At 63.6% G+C, this 19,618-nt stretch carries 16 protein-coding genes; 6 read left to right on the plus strand and 10 right to left on the minus strand.

Features of this window, described 5'->3' with window-relative positions; translation table 11 throughout:
* Window positions 1-317: 317 nt before the first annotated feature.
* On the minus strand, window positions 318-2,651 hold the full coding sequence (locus Q8R81_RS16070) for a TonB-dependent receptor (RefSeq protein WP_305619536.1): 2,334 nt from the start codon (window positions 2,649-2,651) through the stop codon (window positions 318-320).
* A 176-nt stretch (window positions 2,652-2,827) separates the two neighbouring features.
* Here Q8R81_RS16070 and Q8R81_RS16075 point away from each other — a divergent pair, with 176 nt between their 5' ends.
* From Q8R81_RS16075 to glpK, 6 genes are all read left to right on the plus strand, one after another.
* The gene (locus Q8R81_RS16075) at window positions 2,828-4,837 is read left to right on the plus strand and encodes an alpha-glucosidase (protein ID WP_305619537.1); all 2,010 of its coding nucleotides are present in this window, start codon (window positions 2,828-2,830) and stop codon (window positions 4,835-4,837) included.
* Entirely contained in the window at window positions 4,834-5,847 is a 1,014-nt protein-coding gene (locus Q8R81_RS16080; protein WP_305619538.1) for a LacI family DNA-binding transcriptional regulator, read from the plus strand. The genes Q8R81_RS16075 and Q8R81_RS16080 overlap by 4 nt, the downstream gene beginning before the upstream one ends.
* Window positions 5,844-6,758, plus strand: coding sequence for an aldo/keto reductase family oxidoreductase (locus Q8R81_RS16085; protein ID WP_305619539.1), 915 nt, complete (start codon window positions 5,844-5,846; stop codon window positions 6,756-6,758). Before Q8R81_RS16080 ends, Q8R81_RS16085 begins: the two co-directional genes overlap by 4 nt.
* A gap of 91 nt (window positions 6,759-6,849) precedes the next feature.
* Entirely contained in the window at window positions 6,850-7,938 is a 1,089-nt protein-coding gene (locus Q8R81_RS16090) for an LLM class flavin-dependent oxidoreductase (protein ID WP_305619540.1), read from the plus strand.
* The gene (gene glpD, locus Q8R81_RS16095; protein WP_305619541.1) at window positions 7,938-9,434 is read left to right on the plus strand and encodes a glycerol-3-phosphate dehydrogenase; all 1,497 of its coding nucleotides are present in this window, start codon (window positions 7,938-7,940) and stop codon (window positions 9,432-9,434) included. Before Q8R81_RS16090 ends, glpD begins: the two co-directional genes overlap by 1 nt.
* Window positions 9,431-10,915, plus strand: a complete 1,485-nt coding sequence (gene glpK / locus Q8R81_RS16100; protein ID WP_305619542.1) for a glycerol kinase GlpK — start codon at window positions 9,431-9,433, stop codon at window positions 10,913-10,915. The genes glpD and glpK overlap by 4 nt, the downstream gene beginning before the upstream one ends.
* A 15-nt stretch (window positions 10,916-10,930) precedes the next feature.
* Here the strand turns inward: glpK and cobU are convergent, their stop codons facing one another.
* The 9 genes from cobU to Q8R81_RS16145 are packed head-to-tail and all read right to left on the minus strand — an operon-like array spanning window position 10,931 to window position 19,438.
* Complete coding sequence (gene cobU / locus Q8R81_RS16105; RefSeq protein WP_305619543.1) at window positions 10,931-11,437, minus strand: bifunctional adenosylcobinamide kinase/adenosylcobinamide-phosphate guanylyltransferase; 507 nt, start codon at window positions 11,435-11,437, stop codon at window positions 10,931-10,933.
* Window positions 11,434-12,894, minus strand: a complete 1,461-nt coding sequence (locus Q8R81_RS16110) for a cobyric acid synthase (protein WP_305619544.1) — start codon at window positions 12,892-12,894, stop codon at window positions 11,434-11,436. Before Q8R81_RS16110 ends, cobU begins: the two co-directional genes overlap by 4 nt.
* A complete protein-coding gene (cbiB, locus tag Q8R81_RS16115) occupies window positions 12,882-13,814 on the minus strand; it encodes an adenosylcobinamide-phosphate synthase CbiB (RefSeq protein ID WP_305619545.1) in 933 nt (310 codons plus the stop codon). Before cbiB ends, Q8R81_RS16110 begins: the two co-directional genes overlap by 13 nt.
* Window positions 13,807-14,805 (minus strand): threonine-phosphate decarboxylase, encoded by a 999-nt coding sequence (locus Q8R81_RS16120; protein ID WP_305619546.1) that lies wholly within the window; start codon window positions 14,803-14,805, stop codon window positions 13,807-13,809. The genes cbiB and Q8R81_RS16120 overlap by 8 nt, the downstream gene beginning before the upstream one ends.
* Window positions 14,802-15,515 carry an adenosylcobinamide-GDP ribazoletransferase gene (locus Q8R81_RS16125; RefSeq protein WP_305619547.1) on the minus strand — a complete coding sequence of 238 codons (714 nt, stop codon included), beginning with the start codon at window positions 15,513-15,515 and terminating at the stop codon, window positions 14,802-14,804. The genes Q8R81_RS16120 and Q8R81_RS16125 overlap by 4 nt, the downstream gene beginning before the upstream one ends.
* Complete coding sequence (locus Q8R81_RS16130; protein WP_305619548.1) at window positions 15,512-16,090, minus strand: histidine phosphatase family protein; 579 nt, start codon at window positions 16,088-16,090, stop codon at window positions 15,512-15,514. Before Q8R81_RS16130 ends, Q8R81_RS16125 begins: the two co-directional genes overlap by 4 nt.
* Window positions 16,087-17,103 (minus strand): nicotinate-nucleotide--dimethylbenzimidazole phosphoribosyltransferase, encoded by a 1,017-nt coding sequence (cobT, locus tag Q8R81_RS16135; protein WP_305619549.1) that lies wholly within the window; start codon window positions 17,101-17,103, stop codon window positions 16,087-16,089. Before cobT ends, Q8R81_RS16130 begins: the two co-directional genes overlap by 4 nt.
* Window positions 17,100-17,507 carry a DUF1636 domain-containing protein gene (locus tag Q8R81_RS16140; protein WP_305619550.1) on the minus strand — a complete coding sequence of 136 codons (408 nt, stop codon included), beginning with the start codon at window positions 17,505-17,507 and terminating at the stop codon, window positions 17,100-17,102. Before Q8R81_RS16140 ends, cobT begins: the two co-directional genes overlap by 4 nt.
* Window positions 17,507-19,438 carry a TonB-dependent siderophore receptor gene (locus Q8R81_RS16145; RefSeq protein ID WP_305619551.1) on the minus strand — a complete coding sequence of 644 codons (1,932 nt, stop codon included), beginning with the start codon at window positions 19,436-19,438 and terminating at the stop codon, window positions 17,507-17,509. Before Q8R81_RS16145 ends, Q8R81_RS16140 begins: the two co-directional genes overlap by 1 nt.
* Window positions 19,439-19,618: the final 180 nt, after the last annotated feature.

Below are 19,618 nucleotides of genomic sequence, written 5' to 3' on the forward strand. Positions count from 1 at the left end.
AGCGCGGCGAACCTTGAGATAAAGTTCCACTCTCTTCACCCTCCGCCTCCGCGCAAAGGCGAAGGTCTAGCAGGAGTGGCCCCTTTTTAATCCGGTGCTACCGTCCGATGAATGGCCCCTTTTATTGCCGGTGTTCTCAAACGCAAGAATACCAACGCGAGCTAACAAACAGTAAATGACCATAACGGGGTCGTGTCCAGAACGGCAGCTTTTATGCGGTAAAGCTCGCAAAGCCGCCAATCCAGTCAACCACCCCAATAAAAAAGGCCCCGGACTTTCGCCCGGAGCCTCTTCTTACGCCGAGGGAGGATCGGCGGTTACTGGATCTTGGCGCGCAGGCTCACGCCGAAGTAGCGGTCGGCGTCGCGCGGGATCTGCAGGCGCTGGCCGGCGCTGATGTTGAGCAGGGCGTAGGACTTGTCGGTGATGTTCCGGGCGTGGAACGTCAGGCGATAGAGGTCTTCTGCGTCCGAGAAGCCGATCCCGGCGTTCCAGATGCCATAGGCGTCGATCGGGCCGCTCTCTCCGAGGTCGGAGAACTGCTTGCCGACGTGGCGGAAATCGGTGTCGAGGTAGAGCTTGAAGCCGCCCAGATCGCGTTCGTAGCTGCCGCCCAAGGTATAGGTGAACTTCGGTGCGAGCGGCAGGCGAGTGCCGTTGCGGGCGTCGGGTGCATTGGTGCCCGGGTTCGGGTTGAACTTGCGGACCTTGGCATCGGCATAGGCCGCACCGGCGCGCAGGGTCAGGCCGTCAACCGGCACGGCCAGCAGATCGGCCTCGAAGCCCTGGCTGCGCACCGTTCCGGCGTTGGTCAGGTTCGAAACGGGGACGCCGTTCAGAAGCACGAAGTTGTTTGCCTGGAAACCCTTGTAGGTCACCGTGAAAGCCGAGGCGTTGAACTGCACGCGGTTGTCGAGGAACTGTGATTTGATGCCTGCTTCGAAGGCGTCAGAGATTTCCTCGTCGATGGGGATCGCGTTGACCGGGGCGGTGTGGTTGAAGAAGACGTTGAACGCGGGGCCTTTGTAGCCACGCGTGTAACTGCCGTAGAGCATCACGTCGTCTGACGGCGTGATCTGCAGGACGGCGCGGCCTGAAAAGTTGCCGTTGCTGCTTGATCCGGCAGAGGTGTTGGTGCCGTTGCCGCCCGAAGCCAGCGTGCCGCCAGCGGGGCTGCCGTTAGTGCCGGGGCCGGTGGCGGGGAGGCCGTTGGTGGCGTTCACTGCTGGCGCACGGGTATGCGCGTAGTCCAGCTCATCCTTGGTGTACCGCAGGCCGCCGGTGATCGCGAACATGTCGCTGAAGCGGTAAGTGGCCTGGCCGAACACGGCATAGTTGCGCGATTGCACGTCGCTGAACGATGTGGCGGTGGGAAACAGAGTGTTGACCGTATCAGCAAGGTTGCAAGGACGTGCGCCCGATGCGGCGACAGGCAGGGTGGAAGTAGCGCACGTGATGTTGTTGCGCGTGAAGTCCTGCTGGTTGTTCGATCCCCATGCAAAGGCCCCCACCTGATAGAAGAACGGCTGCGTCTGGTCCGAGGCGAGGCGCACTTCAAGGCTGAGCTGCTGGGTGCGCACTTCGCCGCTGTCATGCAGTTCGCCGGTGCCGACAACGGCGCGCGGCAGAAAATCGCCTTCGCGCACTTCCTCGTTCTTCCAGTTACGATAGCCTGCGATGACGCTGAGCGTGTGGCTTTCGAACACGTCGAAATCACCCGATGCGGTCAGGCTCCACTGGCGGTCCTTGGTCAGTGTGACAAGGTTGTGGTTGATGAAGCGCTGGTTCACGCCCTGCGCCACGCCGCCCGGCAAACCGAGTTCTGCATCAAGCGCCGCGCCACGGCTGACGCCGGTGACATCGGCACAGCAATCGTCGTCTGCGCCAAAGAAGTCTGCGATCAGGCGGAGCTTCGATCCATCGGTTTCATAGTCGAGGATGCCGCGCGCGCCGTAATGTTCGTAGCCGTTGACCTTTTCGTTGCTGCCACCGAACACGTTGGTGATGTTGCCATCATAGTTGCCGTAGAAGCCGGTGACGCGGGCGCTGAGGCCTTCGCCAAGCGGGCCGGAAATGGCGGCGCGCAGGCGGTATTCCTCGTCCTCGTAGTATTCGGCGCGCACTTCGCCCTGCAGCGTGTCGGTGCCGCCCTTCGACACGATGTTGACAAGGCCTGCCGAGGCGTTCTTGCCGAACAGGGTGCCCTGCGGGCCGCGCAGCACTTCAAGACGCTCTGCATCGACCAGGTCCATGAAAGCCTGGCCCGAACGGCTAAGCACCACGCCATCGACCACGGTGGAAACGCTGGGTTCAGCGGCGACCGAGAAGGTGATCGTGCCCACGCCGCGCATCACGATGGCGCTGTTGGCGCTGGTCGTTCCCTTACGGAACGTGACCGACGGGACGAGCTGCGTCAGCCCTTCAAGGCTGGTGACGCCGCTCGATTCGAGACGGTCTGCCGTGATCGCAGTGATGGCGATGGGCACGTCCTGCACGTTTTCCGCCACCTTTTGCGCGGTGACGACGATTTCTGTGATGCCGCCTGTTTCCTCTGCGGCTTCCTGCGCATTTGCGTGGCCTGCGAAGGAGAACGACAAGGCGCTGGCAGACAATGCCAAGGCGCGCACGGACGGACGGTGAGTGAATTTCATGGTGTCTCTCCCTGCAAAAAGCGGTCTTCCAAGGGTAGTCATGCTCCCTCGTCGATCGGCCGCTATTGATGCTTGATCTGCTATGACTGTCTCGATATGTCAAGCGGTGTCAGAAAAACGGACAGCGGCAGCGGCAAACCCGCCACAGCAACGCTGCCGGGATGAGGAAAACGCCATTGGAACTGCGGCTGCACGCTGGAATTGACGGGTTCGATCTCCGATTCGGGGATCGACTGGTGCTGCGGCACACGTCTTCCTGTCCTGCGGTGGTCATGGCGCGTGGCAATCCCGAAGTGCAGATGGTTCGCGGCAATTTTCGCATCAGCGATGAGCCTAATGGCGAAATTGCCCCGGCAGGCTGGCGTGAAAGCTCTGGCGGCATGGAACTGCTGGACGGTGACGTGATCGTTGCGCGTCTTGCGGTTGATGCGAATGCCGTGACGGTCAGTGCGCTGGTGCCGGGATATGATCGCCTGCGCATCCGCTTTCACGCCGAACCCGGCGAATGCGTGTGGGGCGGGGGTGAGCAGATGAGCTATCTCGCGCTCAATGGCCGCAGCTTTCCGATCTGGACGAGCGAGCCGGGGGTGGGGCGTGACAAGTCCACCGAACTGACGCGGCGCATGGACGCCGAGGGCATGGCGGGCGGTGATTACTGGAACACCAACTATCCGCAGCCCACGTTTCTGACCTCGCGCTGGCTGGCGGTGCATCTTGATGCGAGCTGTTACAGCGTGCTCGATTTCACCGATCCGGCGTTTCATGCGGTGGATGTGTGGAGCGGCACGGCGCGGTTTGAAGTGTTTGGCGATGATGGGCCGCAGGGTCTGGTCGCGCAGCTTTCCGCGCGTTTTGGCCGTCAGCCTGAACTGCCCGATTGGGCTATCGGCGGCGCGATCGTCGGGCTGAAGTCAGGCGTGACCAGTTTTGACCGGCTGGAGAAGTTCATCGAAGCCGGGACCGCCGTCTCCGGCCTGTGGTGTGAAGACTGGGCGGGCGTGCGCGAAACCAGCTTTGGCCGCCGCCTGTTCTGGGACTGGCACAGCGGCGCGCGCAGTGCCGAGCGTTACCCCGATCTGGCCGCGCGCATTGCGGCGCTGGACGCACGGGGCATTCGCTTTCTGGCCTACGCCAACCCCTATATCGCGGTGGATGGCGACCTTTATGACGAGGCGCGCGCAGGGGGCCATTTCTGCCTGCGGACCGATAGCGATGAAGTTTACCTTGTCGATTTCGGCGAGTTCGATTGCGGCGTGGTCGATTTCACCCGCGCCGAAACGCGTGCCTGGTTTGCCGAACGTATCCTCGGGCGTGAAATGCTGGATATCGGCATATCGGGTTGGATGGCGGACTTTGGCGAATACCTGCCGACCGATCTGCGCCTTGCTGATGGCTCTGATCCGATGGAGGCGCACAACCTTTGGCCGGTGCTGTGGGCGCAGGTCAACGCGATGGCGCTGGAATCGCGTGGCAAAACTGGCGACGCGCTGTTCTTCATGCGCGCGGGGTTCTCGGGCGTTCAGGCGCATTGCCCTCTGCTGTGGGCGGGCGACCAGTCGGTCGATTTTACGCGCCACGATGGCATCGGCACGGTCATCACCGGTGCGCTTTCGGCAGGGCTTGTGGGCAACGCTTACAGCCACTCTGATTGCGGCGGCTACACCTCGCTGCACGGCAACGTGCGCACCGCCGAACTGATGCAGCGGTGGTGCGAGCTTGCCGCCTTTGCCCCGGTCATGCGCAGCCATGAGGGCAACCGCCCTGACGATAACCTTCAGTACGACAGCAGCGCAGATCTTCTCGCCTGCTTTGCCCGATGGAGCCGCGTCCACGCGCACCTTGAGCCTTACGTCCGCCATTTGTGCGGAGAGGCTTGCGACTTTGGCCTTCCGGCACAACGGCCGCTGTTCCTGCATTATCCGCAGGAAACCGCGCTCTTTACGGTGCAGGACCAGTTCCTCTACGGTGCCGACCTGCTGGTGGCGCCGGTGATCGAGGAGGAAGCCGTGCAACGTCGGGTGGTTCTTCCAGGGACCGAAACCTGGCGGCATTGCTGGACGGGCGAAGACTTTGCCCCCGGCACGCATGACATTCCCGCTCCAATCGGGCAGCCACCCGTATTCTACCGACCGGACAGCGCGTTCGCGCCACTGTTCGAAGGTTTGAAGGGGGCATTGGAAGCATGAGCGAGCGGTCAAACATTCGGGACGTGGCGGCCAAGGCGGGGGTAGCGGTGAAGACCGTCAGCCGCGTGCTGAACGGCCACCCCTATGTCAGCGCCGATACCAAGGCCCGCGTCGAGGAAGCGATGCGCGCGCTGGATTTCCGGCCCAGCGTTGCTGCGCGGATCCTCTCGGGTGCGAAGTCGAACCAGATCGCACTGATTTACGACAATCACAGCCCCTACTACATGTTCCAGATCCAGACCGGCTGCTGGGACTTTTGCCGCGCGAACAACATCCGCCTGCTGGCCCAACCCGTCGATGTGGCTGATCCGCTGGTGGGGGAGCAAGTGCGCGGACTGGTGAGCGAAACGCATGTCGACGGGATCATCCTGTCCTCTCCCGTTACCGATTGCGACCCGGTGCTGCGCGCGCTGGAGGCGATGGACATTCCCTTCGTGCGCATTTCGCCCGGCACCAACCATGCGTTGACCAGTTCGGTGTTCATGGATGATGCTCAGGCGGCGGATGACATGACCACGCACCTGATCAACGCCGGGCACCGCCGCATCGGTTTCATCAAAGGTCATCAGAACCACATGGCCTCGGATGACCGACTGTTCGGCTATCGTAGAGCGCTCGATCGGGCAGGCATTTCCTATGATCCGGTGCTGGTATGCGAAGGCGAGTTCGATTTTGATTCGGGCACGCGCGGGGCCAACGCACTGCTCGATTTGCCTAACCGCCCGACCGCGATCTTCGCGTCGAACGATGACATGGCAGCAGGCGTACTGGCCATCGCGCACGACCGAGGCATCAATGTTCCGGCAGAGCTTTCCGTCGCAGGCTTCGACGATACCACGCTTGCGCGCACCGTGTGGCCACCGCTGACCACGATCCATCAGCCGATGATCGAACTGGCGCGCACGGCCACTGAAATTCTCATCGCGGGCGGCGATATTTCCCACCGCCGCCTGCCCCATACACTCGTAGAGCGCGCTTCGGTCGCGCCGCCACACAGGACTGTTTCATGAGCGAATTGCAATTGCCACCTGCTTTCCGTCCCCTCGGCAAGAGCGACATTGCCGTGTCGCCCATCGCATGGGGCATGTGGCGGCTGGCCGAGGATGGGCGTGGCGCTGCTGGCGCGGCCAAGCTGGTCCATGCGGCGCTGGATGCCGGGATCAACTTCCTTGATACCGCTGACATCTATGGCTTCGATGGCGCGGGCGGCTTTGGCGATGCAGAGGCGTTGCTGGGCGAAGTGCTGGCGGCTGAACCTGCGCTGCGTGAACGCATGGTTCTCGCCACCAAGGGCGGCATCCTGCCCCCGCTGCCCTATGACCAGAGCGCCGAATACTTGCGTAAGGCCATCGAGGATTCGCTGACCCGCCTGAAGGTGGACGTGATCGACCTGTGGCAGATCCACCGCCCGGACATTCTGGCCCACCCGCAGGAAATGGCGCGCGTGCTGGATGATGTTGTGGCTTCGGGCAAAGTGCGCAAACTGGGCGTTTCAAACTTCACGATGCCGCAACTGGCCGCCCTCAACCACTTTTTGGGTGAGAAGCTGGTGACGACGCAGCCTGAGATCAGCCCGCTGCGGATCGACTGCTTCGAAAACGGTGAACTGGATCAGGCGATGATGCTGGGTCTGACGCCGATGGCATGGTCGCCGCTGGGCGGGGGCCGTCTGGCGGCGCCGGAAAGCGCGCGGGACATCGCCGTGGCTGAGGCGCTCGATGTTGTGGCGCAGGCGCAGGGTGTTTCTCGCACGGTGGCGGCCTATTCATGGCTGATGGCGCACCCGGCGGGGATCATCCCGATCATCGGATCGCAAAAGGCTGAGCGGATTGCCGAGGGCACGCAGGCGCTCACGGTGCAGTGGACACGTCAGGATTGGTACGCCGTGCTGGTTGCGGCGCGGGGCGAGCGGCTCCCGTAACAGCCGCAACAGATTGAAACTAAAGGCGGACGGCACCGGTTAACGGTTTTGCCGGTACGGAGTTGCGTCCGCGCTTCGAAGGAGAGGCAAGATGGCTGAACAGAATTGCGAGATCGCCTGGTTCTCGGCGCTGTGCGACGACGACTATGAATTCCTGGGCGTGCCGGACAAGTACCTGCAATCCAGCTGGGAACACTGCCGCAACATCGTGATGCGCGCCGAAGAGGGTGGGTTCGACAATATCCTGCTGCCATCGGGCTACAGCCTTGGCCTTGATACCACCGCCTTTGCGGCGGCGGTTGCCACGCAAGTGCGGCGGATCAAGCTGCTGTGGGCCACGCGCATGGGCGAGGACTGGCCGCCGCAACTGGCGCGCAGGATCGCTACGCTGGACCGCATACTTGGCCCGAATGCGGCGGGAACGGGCGGGCGGCTCAACGTCAACATCATCTCGTCCGACATGCCGGGTGAGACCATTGCCAGCGGCCCACGCTATGCCCGCGCGACCGAGATCATGAAGATCGTGCGCACGCTGCTCAACGGCGAGCATCTGGATTTTCAGGGCGAGTTCTACAAGCTCAAGCTTGATCCGCCGCGCATCGGCACAATTTCGGGCAAGTGTCCGGCGTTCTACTTCGGCGGGCTTAGCCACGATGCGCGCGAATGTGCGGCAGAGGGCAGTGACGTGTACCTGATGTGGCCAGACACGATGGACAAGGTGCGTGAAAACATAGCAGACATGAAGACGCGCGCTGCCAACTATGGCCGCACGCTGAAGTTCGGCTATCGCGCCCATGTAATCGTGCGCGAAACTGAGGACGAGGCGCGCGCTTACGCTGATCGGCTGCTGTCTAAGCTGGACGATGACGCGGGTAAGGCGATCCGCGAGAAGTCGCTCGATGCCAAGAACTTCGGCGTGCAGCGCCAGCAGGAACTTCGCGGCGCGGCCGATGGTGATGGCTTTGTGGAAGAGAACCTGTGGACCGGGATTGGCCGGGCGCGTTCGGGTTGCGGTGCGGCCATCGTCGGCACGCCCGATCAGGTACTGGCCAAGCTGCGGGCCTATCAGGCAGAGGGGATCGAGGCGTTCATCCTCTCGGGCTATCCCCACGCAGAGGAAGCCGATCTGTTTGCTCGCCATGTGTTGCCCTATATCCAGCACGGGCCCCTGGACATCTGATGACAAAGTCCGTGGAACAGGATGTGTTTGACGTCGCCGTAATCGGTGGCGGCGTCAACGGCACCGGAATTGCACGTGACGCAGCAGGGCGGGGCGCGAAAGTGCTGCTGCTGGAGGCGCATGACCTTGCCAGCGGCACTTCGTCCAATTCCAGCAAGCTCATCCACGGCGGGTTGCGTTACCTCGAGCACTACGAATTCGGGCTGGTGCGCGAGGCTTTGGGTGAGCGCGAGAAGCTGTGGACCATTGCGCCGCACATCATCTGGCCAATGCGCTTTGTGCTGCCGTGGGTGCAGGGGTTGCGTCCGCGCTGGCTGCTGCGGCTGGGCCTGTTCCTGTACGATCACCTCGGCAAGCGCCGGCTGCTGCCCGCGACCGAGGCGGTGCGGTTGGACCGGCACGTGGCAGGCGCGGCGCTCAAGCCTGAGTTTGTCCACGGCTTCGTCTATTCTGATGGCTGGGTGGATGATGCGCGTCTGGTCGTGCTGAACGCCCGCGATGCGGCAGACAAGGGAGCCGAGGTCCGCACGCGCTGTCCGGTGGAAAAGTTGGAGCGCGAGGGTGAGTTGTGGCGGATTGAGACTGCGCAGGGTACGTTCCGCGCGCGCTCGGTGATCAACGCGGCGGGGCCAGCTGTACTGAACGTGCTTGGGCGCAGCGGCGAGGCTCCGAAACAATCTATCCGCCTTGTGCGCGGATCACACATTGTGGTGCCAAAACTGTTCGACCACCCGCATCCCTACTTCTTCCAATTGCCAGACGGGCGCATCTTCTTCGCGATCCCGTACGAGCATGATTACACGCTGATTGGCACAACTGACCGCGATCATGTCGCGGGCGAACCCATCGTGGCAAGCGATGAGGAAGTGGCCTATTTGTGCGAGGGCGCGAGCCGGTTCTTCAAGAAGCCAGTCATGCCCGCCGATGTCGTCTGGACCTATTCCGGCGTGCGCCCGCTGGTGGATGATGGTTCGGGCAAACCTGAAGCGGCCACGCGCGGTTACACTTTCGAGGTAAGCGATCCCACCGAAGGCGCGCCGATTCTTTCCGTGTTCGGCGGAAAGATCACCACTTTCCGCACACTGTCCGAAGAAGCGGTTGATCGCATGGGCGAACGCATTCCGGCGCTGGCGGGCGCGCACTGGACCGATTGCAAGCCATTGCCCGGCGGTGATTTCGGCGTAAGCGAAGTGGCGCAGCGGATCACCGATCTGCAACAGCGCTACCCATTCCTTGAACCCGTGTGGGCTGAGCGCCTGCTGCACAGTTATGGCACGCTTGCCACCACCGTGCTGGGCGATGCCGCAACGCTGGACGATTGCGGCGAACACTTCGGCTACGGGTTGACCGAACGCGAAGTGCGCTATCTGATTGCGCACGAATGGGCGCTTGAGGCAGACGATATTCTATGGCGGCGCTCAAAACTAGGGTTGCGCCTGTCACCGCAGCAGCAGGAAAACCTGCGCCGCTTCATGGGAGAGTTGACCGCGCAATGACCGATGCCACTCCGACCAACGCGCGCTGCATTCTTGTGCTCGACGAAGGCACCACATCTACCCGTGCGATCCTGTACACAGCGGGTGGCGAAGTCCTTGCATCGTCGCAGGAGGAATTGACCCAGCATTACCCCGCGCCGGGGCTGGTAGAGCATGACGCGACCGAGATATGGGAGCGCACCCTGCGCTGCGCCCGCGCGATGGTCGAACGGGCAGGCGGGGCAGCGCGCGTGGCAGCCATCGGCGTGACCAACCAGCGCGAAACGGTGGTGGCGTGGGACCGCGAAACCGGCCAGCCCATCACCCGCGCGCTCGTCTGGCAGGACCGGCGGACGGAGGACAAGTGCCGGGCGCTTCGCGAGGCAGGGCATGAGGCGCATGTGCAGGAAACCACAGGCCTGCTGCTTGATCCCTATTTCTCTGCCAGCAAAATGGCGTGGGTGCTTGAGAACGTGCCTGAAGCAAAGGCGCTCGGCTCGCGTCTCGCCTTCGGTACCGTGGAATCTTGGCTGGTTTGGAAGCTGACTGGCGGTCTGCACATCAGCGATGTGACAAACGCAAGCCGAACCATGCTGATGGCGCTGACGGGCAAGGGCTGGAATTCCGGGCTGTGTGACCTGTTCGGTGTTCCGCAATCGACGCTGCCTGAAATCGTCCCGAGTGCTGGCCCTTTCGGCGAAACCCGCGCCGATCTGTTCGGTGCGCCCATTGCCATCACCGGCCTTGCCGGAGACCAGCAGGCTGCCACCATTGGGCAGGGCTGCTTTGCCGTGGGCGAGGCCAAGGCGACGCTGGGCACCGGGGCCTTCATCCTGTCCAACATGGGCACGCGCCCGCCGCGCTCCACCCATCGCTTGCTGGGCACTGTATTGAGCGAGGTGAACGGTCAGCGGTTGTTCGCGCTGGAAGGTTCCGTCTTCGTGGCGGGAAGTCTCGTCAAGTGGATGCGTGACAACGTCGGCCTGCTCGAAAACGCGTCTGACAGTGAAGCGATGGCCGCTTCGGTGACTGATAGTGCAGGCGTCGTCGTCGTTCCCGCGCTTTCCGGCCTCGGCGCGCCCTATTGGCTGGCTGAAGCACGCGGTAGCATCACCGGTCTCAGCTTTGCTGCCACCCGCGCGCACATCGTTCGTGCCGCACTCGAATCCATCGGCCATATCTTCCACGATCTCGCCAGCGCTTTTGCTGCCGATGGGGCTGGCTGGTCGCTACTGCGGCTGGATGGCGGGATGAGCGCCAACGACTGGCTGGCGCAGGACATCGCCAATATGCTGAACCTGCACTGCGAACGCCCCGCAGACGTCGAGACGACAGCGCGTGGCGCGGCAATTCTGGCGGCGATTGGCGCAGGTTTCTATCCTGACTTGAATGGCGCAAAAAGCATGATCCCCCAGCGTGCCGTGTTTGAACCGGCGATGCTGGACACCGAACGCACGCGCAGGCTGGATACCTGGCGCACCGCATTGGGACGGCATTTGTAAAACCTTGGCCGTGAACTAAGGTTTCAGCACCATCGACAGGCCCGCTGCGACGAACACCACCTCGTCGACGGCTTCGGCCAGCTTCTGGTTGAGCCATCCTGCCTCGTCCCGGAAACGGCGCGCCAGTGCATTATCGGGCACGATGCCAAGCCCCACCTCGTTTGCGATCAGGGCGATGGGCACGCTGCAGGTTTCGACCGCTGCCATCAGATCATCGCGTGCTGTGGGAATGCTGAGGCCCGCCAGCATCACATTGGAGAGCCAGAGCGTCAGGCAATCCACCAGTATTGCATCGGCTGAGACGCACGTGCGAATAGCGCCGGGCAGGTCAATCGGTGCCTCAAACGTCTGCCAATCTTGCCCACGGTCCATGCGATGCAGGGCAATGCGCTGCGCCATCTCGTCGTCTCTGGCCTCTGCCGTGGCGATATAGACCATAGCGCCGCCGCGGGCTTCGATCCGTTTTTGCGCATAGCGGCTCTTGCCGGAACGCGCCCCGCCAAGGACCAGCAGGCTCGTCATCGTCCAGCGCCGTGTGCCAATGCCAGCAGGGCATCAATATCAAGGTGCTGTTCGAGGGCATTGGCCAGATCGTCCAGCGCAGCGTCGACTGTCATGCCATGATCCAACCCTTCGCTTTGCGCGCCGATGCGGCGCAGCAGTTCGGCGCGCAATGCGGGGCGGGCAAGCAACCCGTGGCAATATGTGCCGATGACCCGTCCGTTCTGACTGATCGCTCCGTCCGCTCGGTTTCCATCAAGCACGGCGAACGGTCGCGCGGTGTCCGGTCCGGCCGTTACGCCCATGTGCATTTCGTAGCCCTCGAACGCAGCCCCAAAAGCCATCCCGCTGACATTGCGCAGCGCCTTGTGCGCGGTGAGTTCGGTGGTTACGTCCAGCAGGCCAAGGCCGGTCACCTCCGTTGGCGCACCCTCGATCCCGAGTGGATCGGCAATGGTTCGCCCCAGCATCTGGAAGCCGCCGCAGATGCCAAGAACCATGCCGCCGCGCCGGTGGTGGGCAAGGATGTCGATGTCCCAACCCTGCGCGCGCAGGAACGCCATGTCGGCAATCGTGGCTTTTGATCCGGGAATGACGATCAGGTCAGCCTCTGCCGGAATAGGCTTGCCCGGCGGGATCATTGCCAGTTCGACATCGGGTTCCTGTCGCAGCGGATCAAGGTCGTCGAAGTTCGATATGCGCGGCAGCATCGGGCAGGCGATCAGCTTGCGCGCGGGCGCAGCAAGGCGCGGGCGTTCCAGCACGACCGCATCCTCGCTTGGCAGCTTGGCGATGCAGGCCAGCCAAGGCACTACGCCAAAGCCGCGCCATCCTGAAAGAGCTTCGATGGCGGTGTAGCCGTCTTCAAACAAGGAAGGGTCGCCACGGAATTTGTTGACGATAAAGCCGTGGATCATCGCCGCGTCATCGGGATCAATCACGGCGCGTGTGCCGACAAGCGAGGCAATCACGCCGCCCCGGTCGATATCGCCCACCAGAACCACCGGCACGTCCGCCGCGCGGGCAAAGCCCATGTTGGCAATGTCACCCTCACGCAAGTTGATCTCGGCAGGGGAGCCAGCCCCCTCGACGATCACAATGTCGCAGCGGCTTTGCAGCCGCTTCCAGCTTGCCAGCACTTCGGGAAGGAGGTTGCGCCTGCCTTCACGGAAGTTTGCCGCACCCAGCGTGCCGCGTACCTGGCCATGAACCACAAGTTGTGAGGTGTGATCTGCCTGTGGTTTGAGCAGGACGGGGTTCATATCGGTGTGAAGTTCCGCCCGCGCGGCAAGGGCCTGCAGCGCCTGCGCCCGCCCGATTTCGCCGCCATCAGCGGTGACCGCGGCGTTGTTCGACATGTTCTGCGGCTTGAACGGCAGCACGCTCAGCCCCCGGTTGGAGGCTGCCCGGCACAATCCGGCAACCAGCACAGACTTGCCGACGTCAGACCCGGTTCCTTGTAACATCAACCCAGCCATGCTGCTCCTCCCGCGATAATCCAGCAGATCGCGCAACTGCGGTGATAGACGCGCCTTGCGCGTACCAATGATTCCAGATTTGCCTCGCTGCCTTCGCCGATCCACGGTTTGGCCAGCATCACACCATCATAGCTGGCAGGCCCGGCGAGACGCACGCCCAGCGCGCCCGCCATTGCCGCTTCGGGCCATCCCGCATTGGGTGAGGCGTGGGTGTAGCGGTAACGCCAACCGATCTTCCAGCCACCGGGACCAGCCAGACAAATCAGCAGTGCCGAAATGCGGGCCGGGGCGAGGTTCATCAGATCATCAAGGCGCGCAGCCGCCCAGCCAAAGTGGCGATAGGGGGCTTCCTTGTGCCCGATCAGACTGTCGGCCGTGTTCACCGCCTTCATGATCCAGATGCCGGGCAGGCCTGCCACCAGCAGCCAGAACAGCGGCGCGACAACCCCGTCGCAAAAGCTTTCGGCAAGGCTTTCGATGGCTGCGCGGCAGATGCCCGTTTGGTCGAGCGCTGCCGTATCGCGCCCGACGATCATTCCGACGGCGGTTTTGGCTTGGTCGATGTCGTCTGCCCGCAGTGCCTCGATCACCGGCACGATATGCGTATCAAGACTGCGCTGGGCAAGCGCGGGCCAAGCCAGCAGGGAGAGTATCAGCCAACCGGAGGATCCAAACGTGCTGGCCGCGATGGTCAGTATAGTTCCGCCAAGCCCAGCGAGCGCAATGAGCACCAGCACCGTTGCGATACCGCCCGCCGTCTGTGCAGCAGGACTGGCCTCGCGCCGGTTCCACCATCGTTCGCATCGGGCGATGATCTTTGCAAAAGCGCCGACCGGATGGCCGATGCGGGCATAAAGGCGCGTAGGCCACCCGAACGCTGCGTCGAGGCAGAGCGCCAAAAGGGCCACTGGTTCAGCCACTGTGCGGTGCCTTTGCAAGGGTGGCGTCTAGGCGGCTCAGCGCCGCATCATCGCGCGGCAGGCCAATACGCAGGAGGGTCGGGTGACCGGAGAAGGGCCGGGTGAGAATATGCTGCTGCGCGAGTGCGTTAAATACGTTGCTGGCATTGAGCATGGTGCCGAGCCGGAATAGCGGGCACGCCCCTTTTGGCGTCAAGCCGTGGTGGTGCAGGACGGAATCGAGAGCGGCTGCCCGAGCCACAAGGCTATTGCGGGTTGCGACGATCCACGCGGTATCGGCATAAGCGGCCTGCCCGTATGCAAGCGCGGCGGTGTGGAGCGGCCAGTCGCCAAAGCGCTGGCGTAGGCCGTGAAGCACGTCTGGCGGCGCGATTACAAAGCCTAGGCGCAGTCCGGCAAGGCCGAAGAATTTGCCGAAGGATCGCAGCACGATCAGTCGTTTGCCGGGAGCAACTTGCGCTGCCACGCTCCAGTCTGGGTCGCAGTCAGCAAAAGCCTCATCGACGATCAGCCATCCTCCGTGCCGCTCCTGATGGGCGAGAAGCGAGAGCAGCGCGTCACGCGAAAGGATGCGTCCGTCCGGGTTGTTGGGGTTGCCAAGGATCAGCGCAGAGGCGCGATTTGGCAGGCCTGAGAGGTCATCAACCGGCTCGGCGCGGTCAAAGGCTGCGGCGTAGGTGCCATAGGCCAGCGGTTGGTATAGTCCCAGCAGGCCAAGCAGCCGCGCAAGCTGGCGCAGGCCCACTTCGCTGCCCGGCACGGCGGCGCAAAGGGCAGGGTTGCACTGGAAATAGCTGGCTGCAGTGTGTTCGAGTGTTGCCAGCGCGGCGGGATCGGGAAGTGCCTGCCAATCCACTGCCAGCGTTGCAGCGGGTCGCCAGCTATCGGGATTTATGCCGGTGGAAAGATCGAGCCAGTCTGGGGGAGTGCCGCCGAACTGGACACAGGCATCGGCAAGGCGGCCACCGTGGTGGGTGAAATGGCCGCTCATTGCCCCAGCACCAGCATGAGCAATGCAACGACCTCGACCAGTTCGATGCCTGCGCCGTGGCCGTCTCCCGATATGCCGCCGATGCGCTTGTGCAGCCACAGCGCCCACAGCGGGATCACCGCCACAGCAGCGATCATCAGCGGGCAGGTGAAAGCAGCAATGCCGCTCCACATCGTAAGCCAACACCCGAAAATCGGCCAGTTCGCGCCGCGCCGAAATAGGGTGCCGAAACCGGGATGGAGTGGGGGCAGCAGCAGCGTCCACGCCATCGGGGCAATCCGGGCAAGGAGCGGGGGCAGCGCCATCAAAGCCGTGCTACCGTTTTCGAGCATGGCTTGGAGCAGAACAAACTTTGCCAGAAGTTGCAGGACAATGGCGGTCGTCCCGAAGCTGCCGATATGCGGATCGGCCAGCGCTTCGCCGATCCGGGAACGGTCTGCGTGGGCCGCGCCCGCAGCGTCCGCGATGTCACCAAGGCCATCAAGGTGTAGCGCGCCGGTTATGCCAACCCACATCACGAGTCCAAGCAATGCGCCAAGCGCCGGGCTGTGCAGTGCGCCAAGCCACCCCGCCGCTGCCACTGCTGCGCCCACAACCAGCCCCGCTACCGGAAACCAGCGGATCGCCCTGCCGAAATCATCGTCACTGGCCGCAATCGCGGGAAGCGGCACGCGCGTCATGAACTGCAGGGCGAGCAGTAGCGGCTTCACCTCGGCAGTCCGGTGTGCAGCGCCACGATCTGTCCTGCAGGCGCGTTGCCCGGCCAGATCCTGATGGAGAGCAGCGCGCCATAAGGCAAATCGAAGGCCCAGACCTGCCGGTGGTCCAGCCCGGTGAGGACGGAAACAGCGGCGCGCATGGCTCCGGCGTGAGTCACTACAAGCGATGCGTCGTCAAGGTCGGCCAGTGCCTCAGCCACGCGGTTGCGCAAGCAGGACCAACGCTCGCCGCCCGGTGGGGCACATGCGTCCGGGTCATCCCAGAACCGCGCAAGCGTGGTGTGTGGCACAGCCTCCGAAGCAAGGCCGTCCCACGCGCCGAAGTTCAACTCGCGCCAGCGCGGGTCGATGCAAAGTTCGACGCCGCGCAACGTCGCCAGCGTTTCTGCCCCGGCCAAGGCGCGCAGCAGATCCGAACTCACGACACGGCTGACAGCCAAGCTGTCGGACACACACCCTTGCAATCCCCCTGCCGGATCGGCGGGCGGCTCATCGGTGTGGCCCAGAAGCAGCCCGGTGCGTCGAGATGGGCCATGCCGGACCAGATGCACCACCTTGCAGGTCACAGCGCTTGCGCCACCGCAGCCTCGGCGAAGGTTGCCATGCCGTTGTGTGCGGCCAGAGCCGCGCGAACGATTGGCAACGCCACCGCTGCGCCCGAACCTTCGCCTAGCCGCATTCCCAATTGCAGCAAAGGTGCCAGGCCGAACTGCTCAAGCAAACGTGCGTGGGCCTGTTCGGCAGAGCAGTGTCCGGCAAGGCAATGGGCTGCAAACCCTTGCTGCGCCGCCACCAGCGGCGCGATGGCGGCACAGCAGATGAAGCCGTCAAGCAACACCGGCACGCGCTGCATCCGCGCGGCAAGGATTGCGCCAGCCATCGCCGCGATCTCACGCCCACCAAGGCGGCGCAGGGTTTCGAACGGAGACGTGCAATAGCGGTCATGCAGAGCGACCGCGCTTTCGACGGCGGCCACTTTGCGCGCGATACCCGCTTCTTCCACACCACTGCCGCGCCCGCACCAGTCCGCTGCACTGCCGCCGAAGGCCTGAAGGCACAGGGCGGCGGCAGGCGTGGTATTGCCAATGCCCATCTCGCCCACGATCAGCAGGTCGGTGTCGGGTGTAACGGTTGCTGAACCCGCGCTTAGTGCAGCAAGGCATTCATCGGCGCTCATCGCCGCCTCGCACGAAATGTCGCCAGTTGGCTTGTCGAGGTCGAGCGCTACCACCGAAAGACTTGCGCCACCTGCAATCGCGAGCTGGTTGATGGCTGCGCCGCCCGCCCGGAAGTTGGCCACCATTTGCGCGGTCACCTCCGGCGGAAAGGCGCTGACTCCTCGTGCGGCAACCCCGTGATTGCCGGCAAGGACCGCGACACTCGCTTTGCGGATGGCGGGCTGCGCCGTGCCCTGCCAGCCAGCCATGAATACTGCGATTTCCTCAAGCCTGCCGAGTGACCCGGCGGGCTTGGTCAATGTCGCCTGCCGCTCTGACGCTGCTGAAATCGCTTCCAGATCCGGCATCGGCAGGGCCATCAGCGCCTCGGCAAAGTCGCGCTCTGTGTCGAAGCGGATCATGTGCAGATGAACCCTTCGGGCGGTGTGCGCGTGATGAAGTGGCCCTTCACGCCCTGCGGCCACTGGCCATAGGGCACCACGCCTTCCGCACTCGCAGCATGAAGCGCTGCATATTCCAAGATAGCGCGCGCATCGTCCTCGGCGGGTTGGAACCCGCCGAGGATGTAGCTGATCTTGCCCGGCGCCCGCACATGCACGGCGCAATGGCGCTGGCAGGCAAAGAGGCAGGCCATTTCCTGCACCTCCACCGTTTGAAGCAAGGGATCGGCCTGCTGCACCACGCGCATGGCGTCGGCCAGCACTGCGCCACCGCGCCGCCCGCTCTCGTCCTCGCGCTGCTCAGTTGAATGGCGGCAGGTAGAGCAGACGACCACCGCCGCCACGGGTTCCACCGGGCGCAGCATCAGAAACGGCTCCGCAGGCCAAGATATACCGCGCGCCCGAGCGAGCCGTAGCCGCCCGTAGTCTCATACTGCTTGTTGCCCACGTTTTCGACACGCGCATTCAGCGTCAGTCGTTCGGCCATGCGCCACTGCGCACGCAGATCAACCAGCCAGTATCCGGGCAGAACCGTCGCGCTGCCCGCCCGGTCGAATGTCTTCCCGGCATAGCGCGCGGCGACGCTGGCCCGAAGGCCCTGCGGAATATCCACGCCGCCTTCAACATTCGCCAGATGGCGCGGCACGCGGGCAAGCTGTCGGCCAAGGTCGGCGCTGCCCGGGGAGCGGTCCTCCGCTGCGATCCAGCTGTAATTGCCCGAAGCGAACAGCACGCCCACATGCGCCCGCGCCGCCAGTTCCAACCCCTTGGCATGGGCCTTACGGACATTGGCGTAGTAGCCAAAGCGGCTCGTCATGGTGCCGGGGATAAAGCAGGCGGCGGGCAGGGGGGTGGTGTTGGGGCAAAAGGCGAAATCGATGAGATTGTCGGTATCACGCTCAAACCATGTGGCCGATGCGTGCAGAACCTCCCCGACGGCTTGTTCTGCCCCAACAGACCAGCCCTTGGCCTTTTCCGGCGCCAGCGTTGCCGAGCCATAGATGCTGAACAACTGGTAGAGCGACGGGGCTTTGAACCCTTCGTCATAGCTGGCGCGCAGCACGGTGCGACCTTCGTTCGGGGTGTAGACGGCTCCGCCAGTAAACACCGTGTTGCCGCCAAAGCGCGACTGATCGTCATGCCGCACGCCGCCGTTGAAGGTCAGCCCTGCCAGCGGCGTAACGCGCAACTCGCCATAGACGCTGTTGGTATCGGCGCTCTGCGGCACCAAAGCATAGGGCGTACCGTTATTGCCGGGCGAAGCACTTGTCATGCGCTGCTCCTCGCGCTCCGCACCAAACACCGCCTGCACCATATCGTTCAGTTGCAGCGATCCTTGGTACTCGAAGCGCCGCACCCGGCCATGCGCATCAAAGTTCAGCGGACGGATTGACCGCGCAGGATCATAGTTCTCGCGGTCGGTTTCCGTCTGCAACACGGCAAGGCGGTTGGTGAACCGCCCGTCGAGCAAAACGAGATTGACCCCGGCATAGCCAGTCCACTCGGCCGTCAAACCATAGACCTGCGAATCCCCGGTCGAGCCGTCAAAATCGTTGCGCGCATCGGCCCAGTAGCCGCGCAGATCGACCGAAAGGTTGGGGGCCAGTTTCAGCGTGGCGGTGCCGCTGGCCGATGTGCGGCGGTATCCGTCCGGCTCGGTGCCATTGCCGCGCGCCGATATCCCGTCGGTGGTAAAAGTCGATCCGGCCACGCGCCAGTCCAGCAACGATCCGGTGCCGCCGATCCCGGCCTGTGCGTTCACCGTGGCGTGAGTGCCCGCTTCAATCGCCATGCTGCCTTCCAGCGGCTTTTCCGCCCGACGGGTCAGCACGTTGACCACGCCGCCGATGGCATCGCTGCCCCACAGAATGGACTGCGGCCCGCGCAGGATTTCCACCCGCTCGATGTCGTCAAGCAGCAGGTTCGAGAACGAAAAGCCGCCGCCCGTGGCCGAGGGATCGGATATCCGCACACCGTCGATCACCATGACCGTCTGCGAGGAATCAGCGCCACGTATGCGCAGCGATGTTGCGGTGCCAAAGCCCCCGTTGCGCGTCACGCTGATGCCCGGCGTGCGCAACAGCAGGTCGGTCAACGTAATGGGCTGCTGCTGGCGGATCGCCTCTTCAGCAAGCACGGTGACAGTGGCGGAAACGCGGTCCTGTTCAACCGGGCTGCGCAGTGCGGTGACGACGATGGAGGAATCGGGTGCCTCGCCGGGAACAGACTCCTCGGCCAGGGCCGGGCAGGCGATCAGGGCGAATGCGGAAACAAGAGAATATTGGGTAAGGCGCACGATGCGGCTCCCTCTGGTACAGACGGCGTGGACCCGCCGTTCCGACCCGCGAAGGAAGCGCGCGCCAGCGCATGTGCCTGCAATCAGGCGCAACGCGGCCCCGCTTCCTGCGCGGGGCTTCCCGGCAGGCAGTGGCTGTCGTTGCGCGAGGGCTTGTCCCACCCTTGCGGACGGGAACCT

The sequence above is a fragment of the Novosphingobium sp. genome, from assembly GCF_030696665.1.
Taxonomy (GTDB): domain Bacteria; phylum Pseudomonadota; class Alphaproteobacteria; order Sphingomonadales; family Sphingomonadaceae; genus Novosphingobium.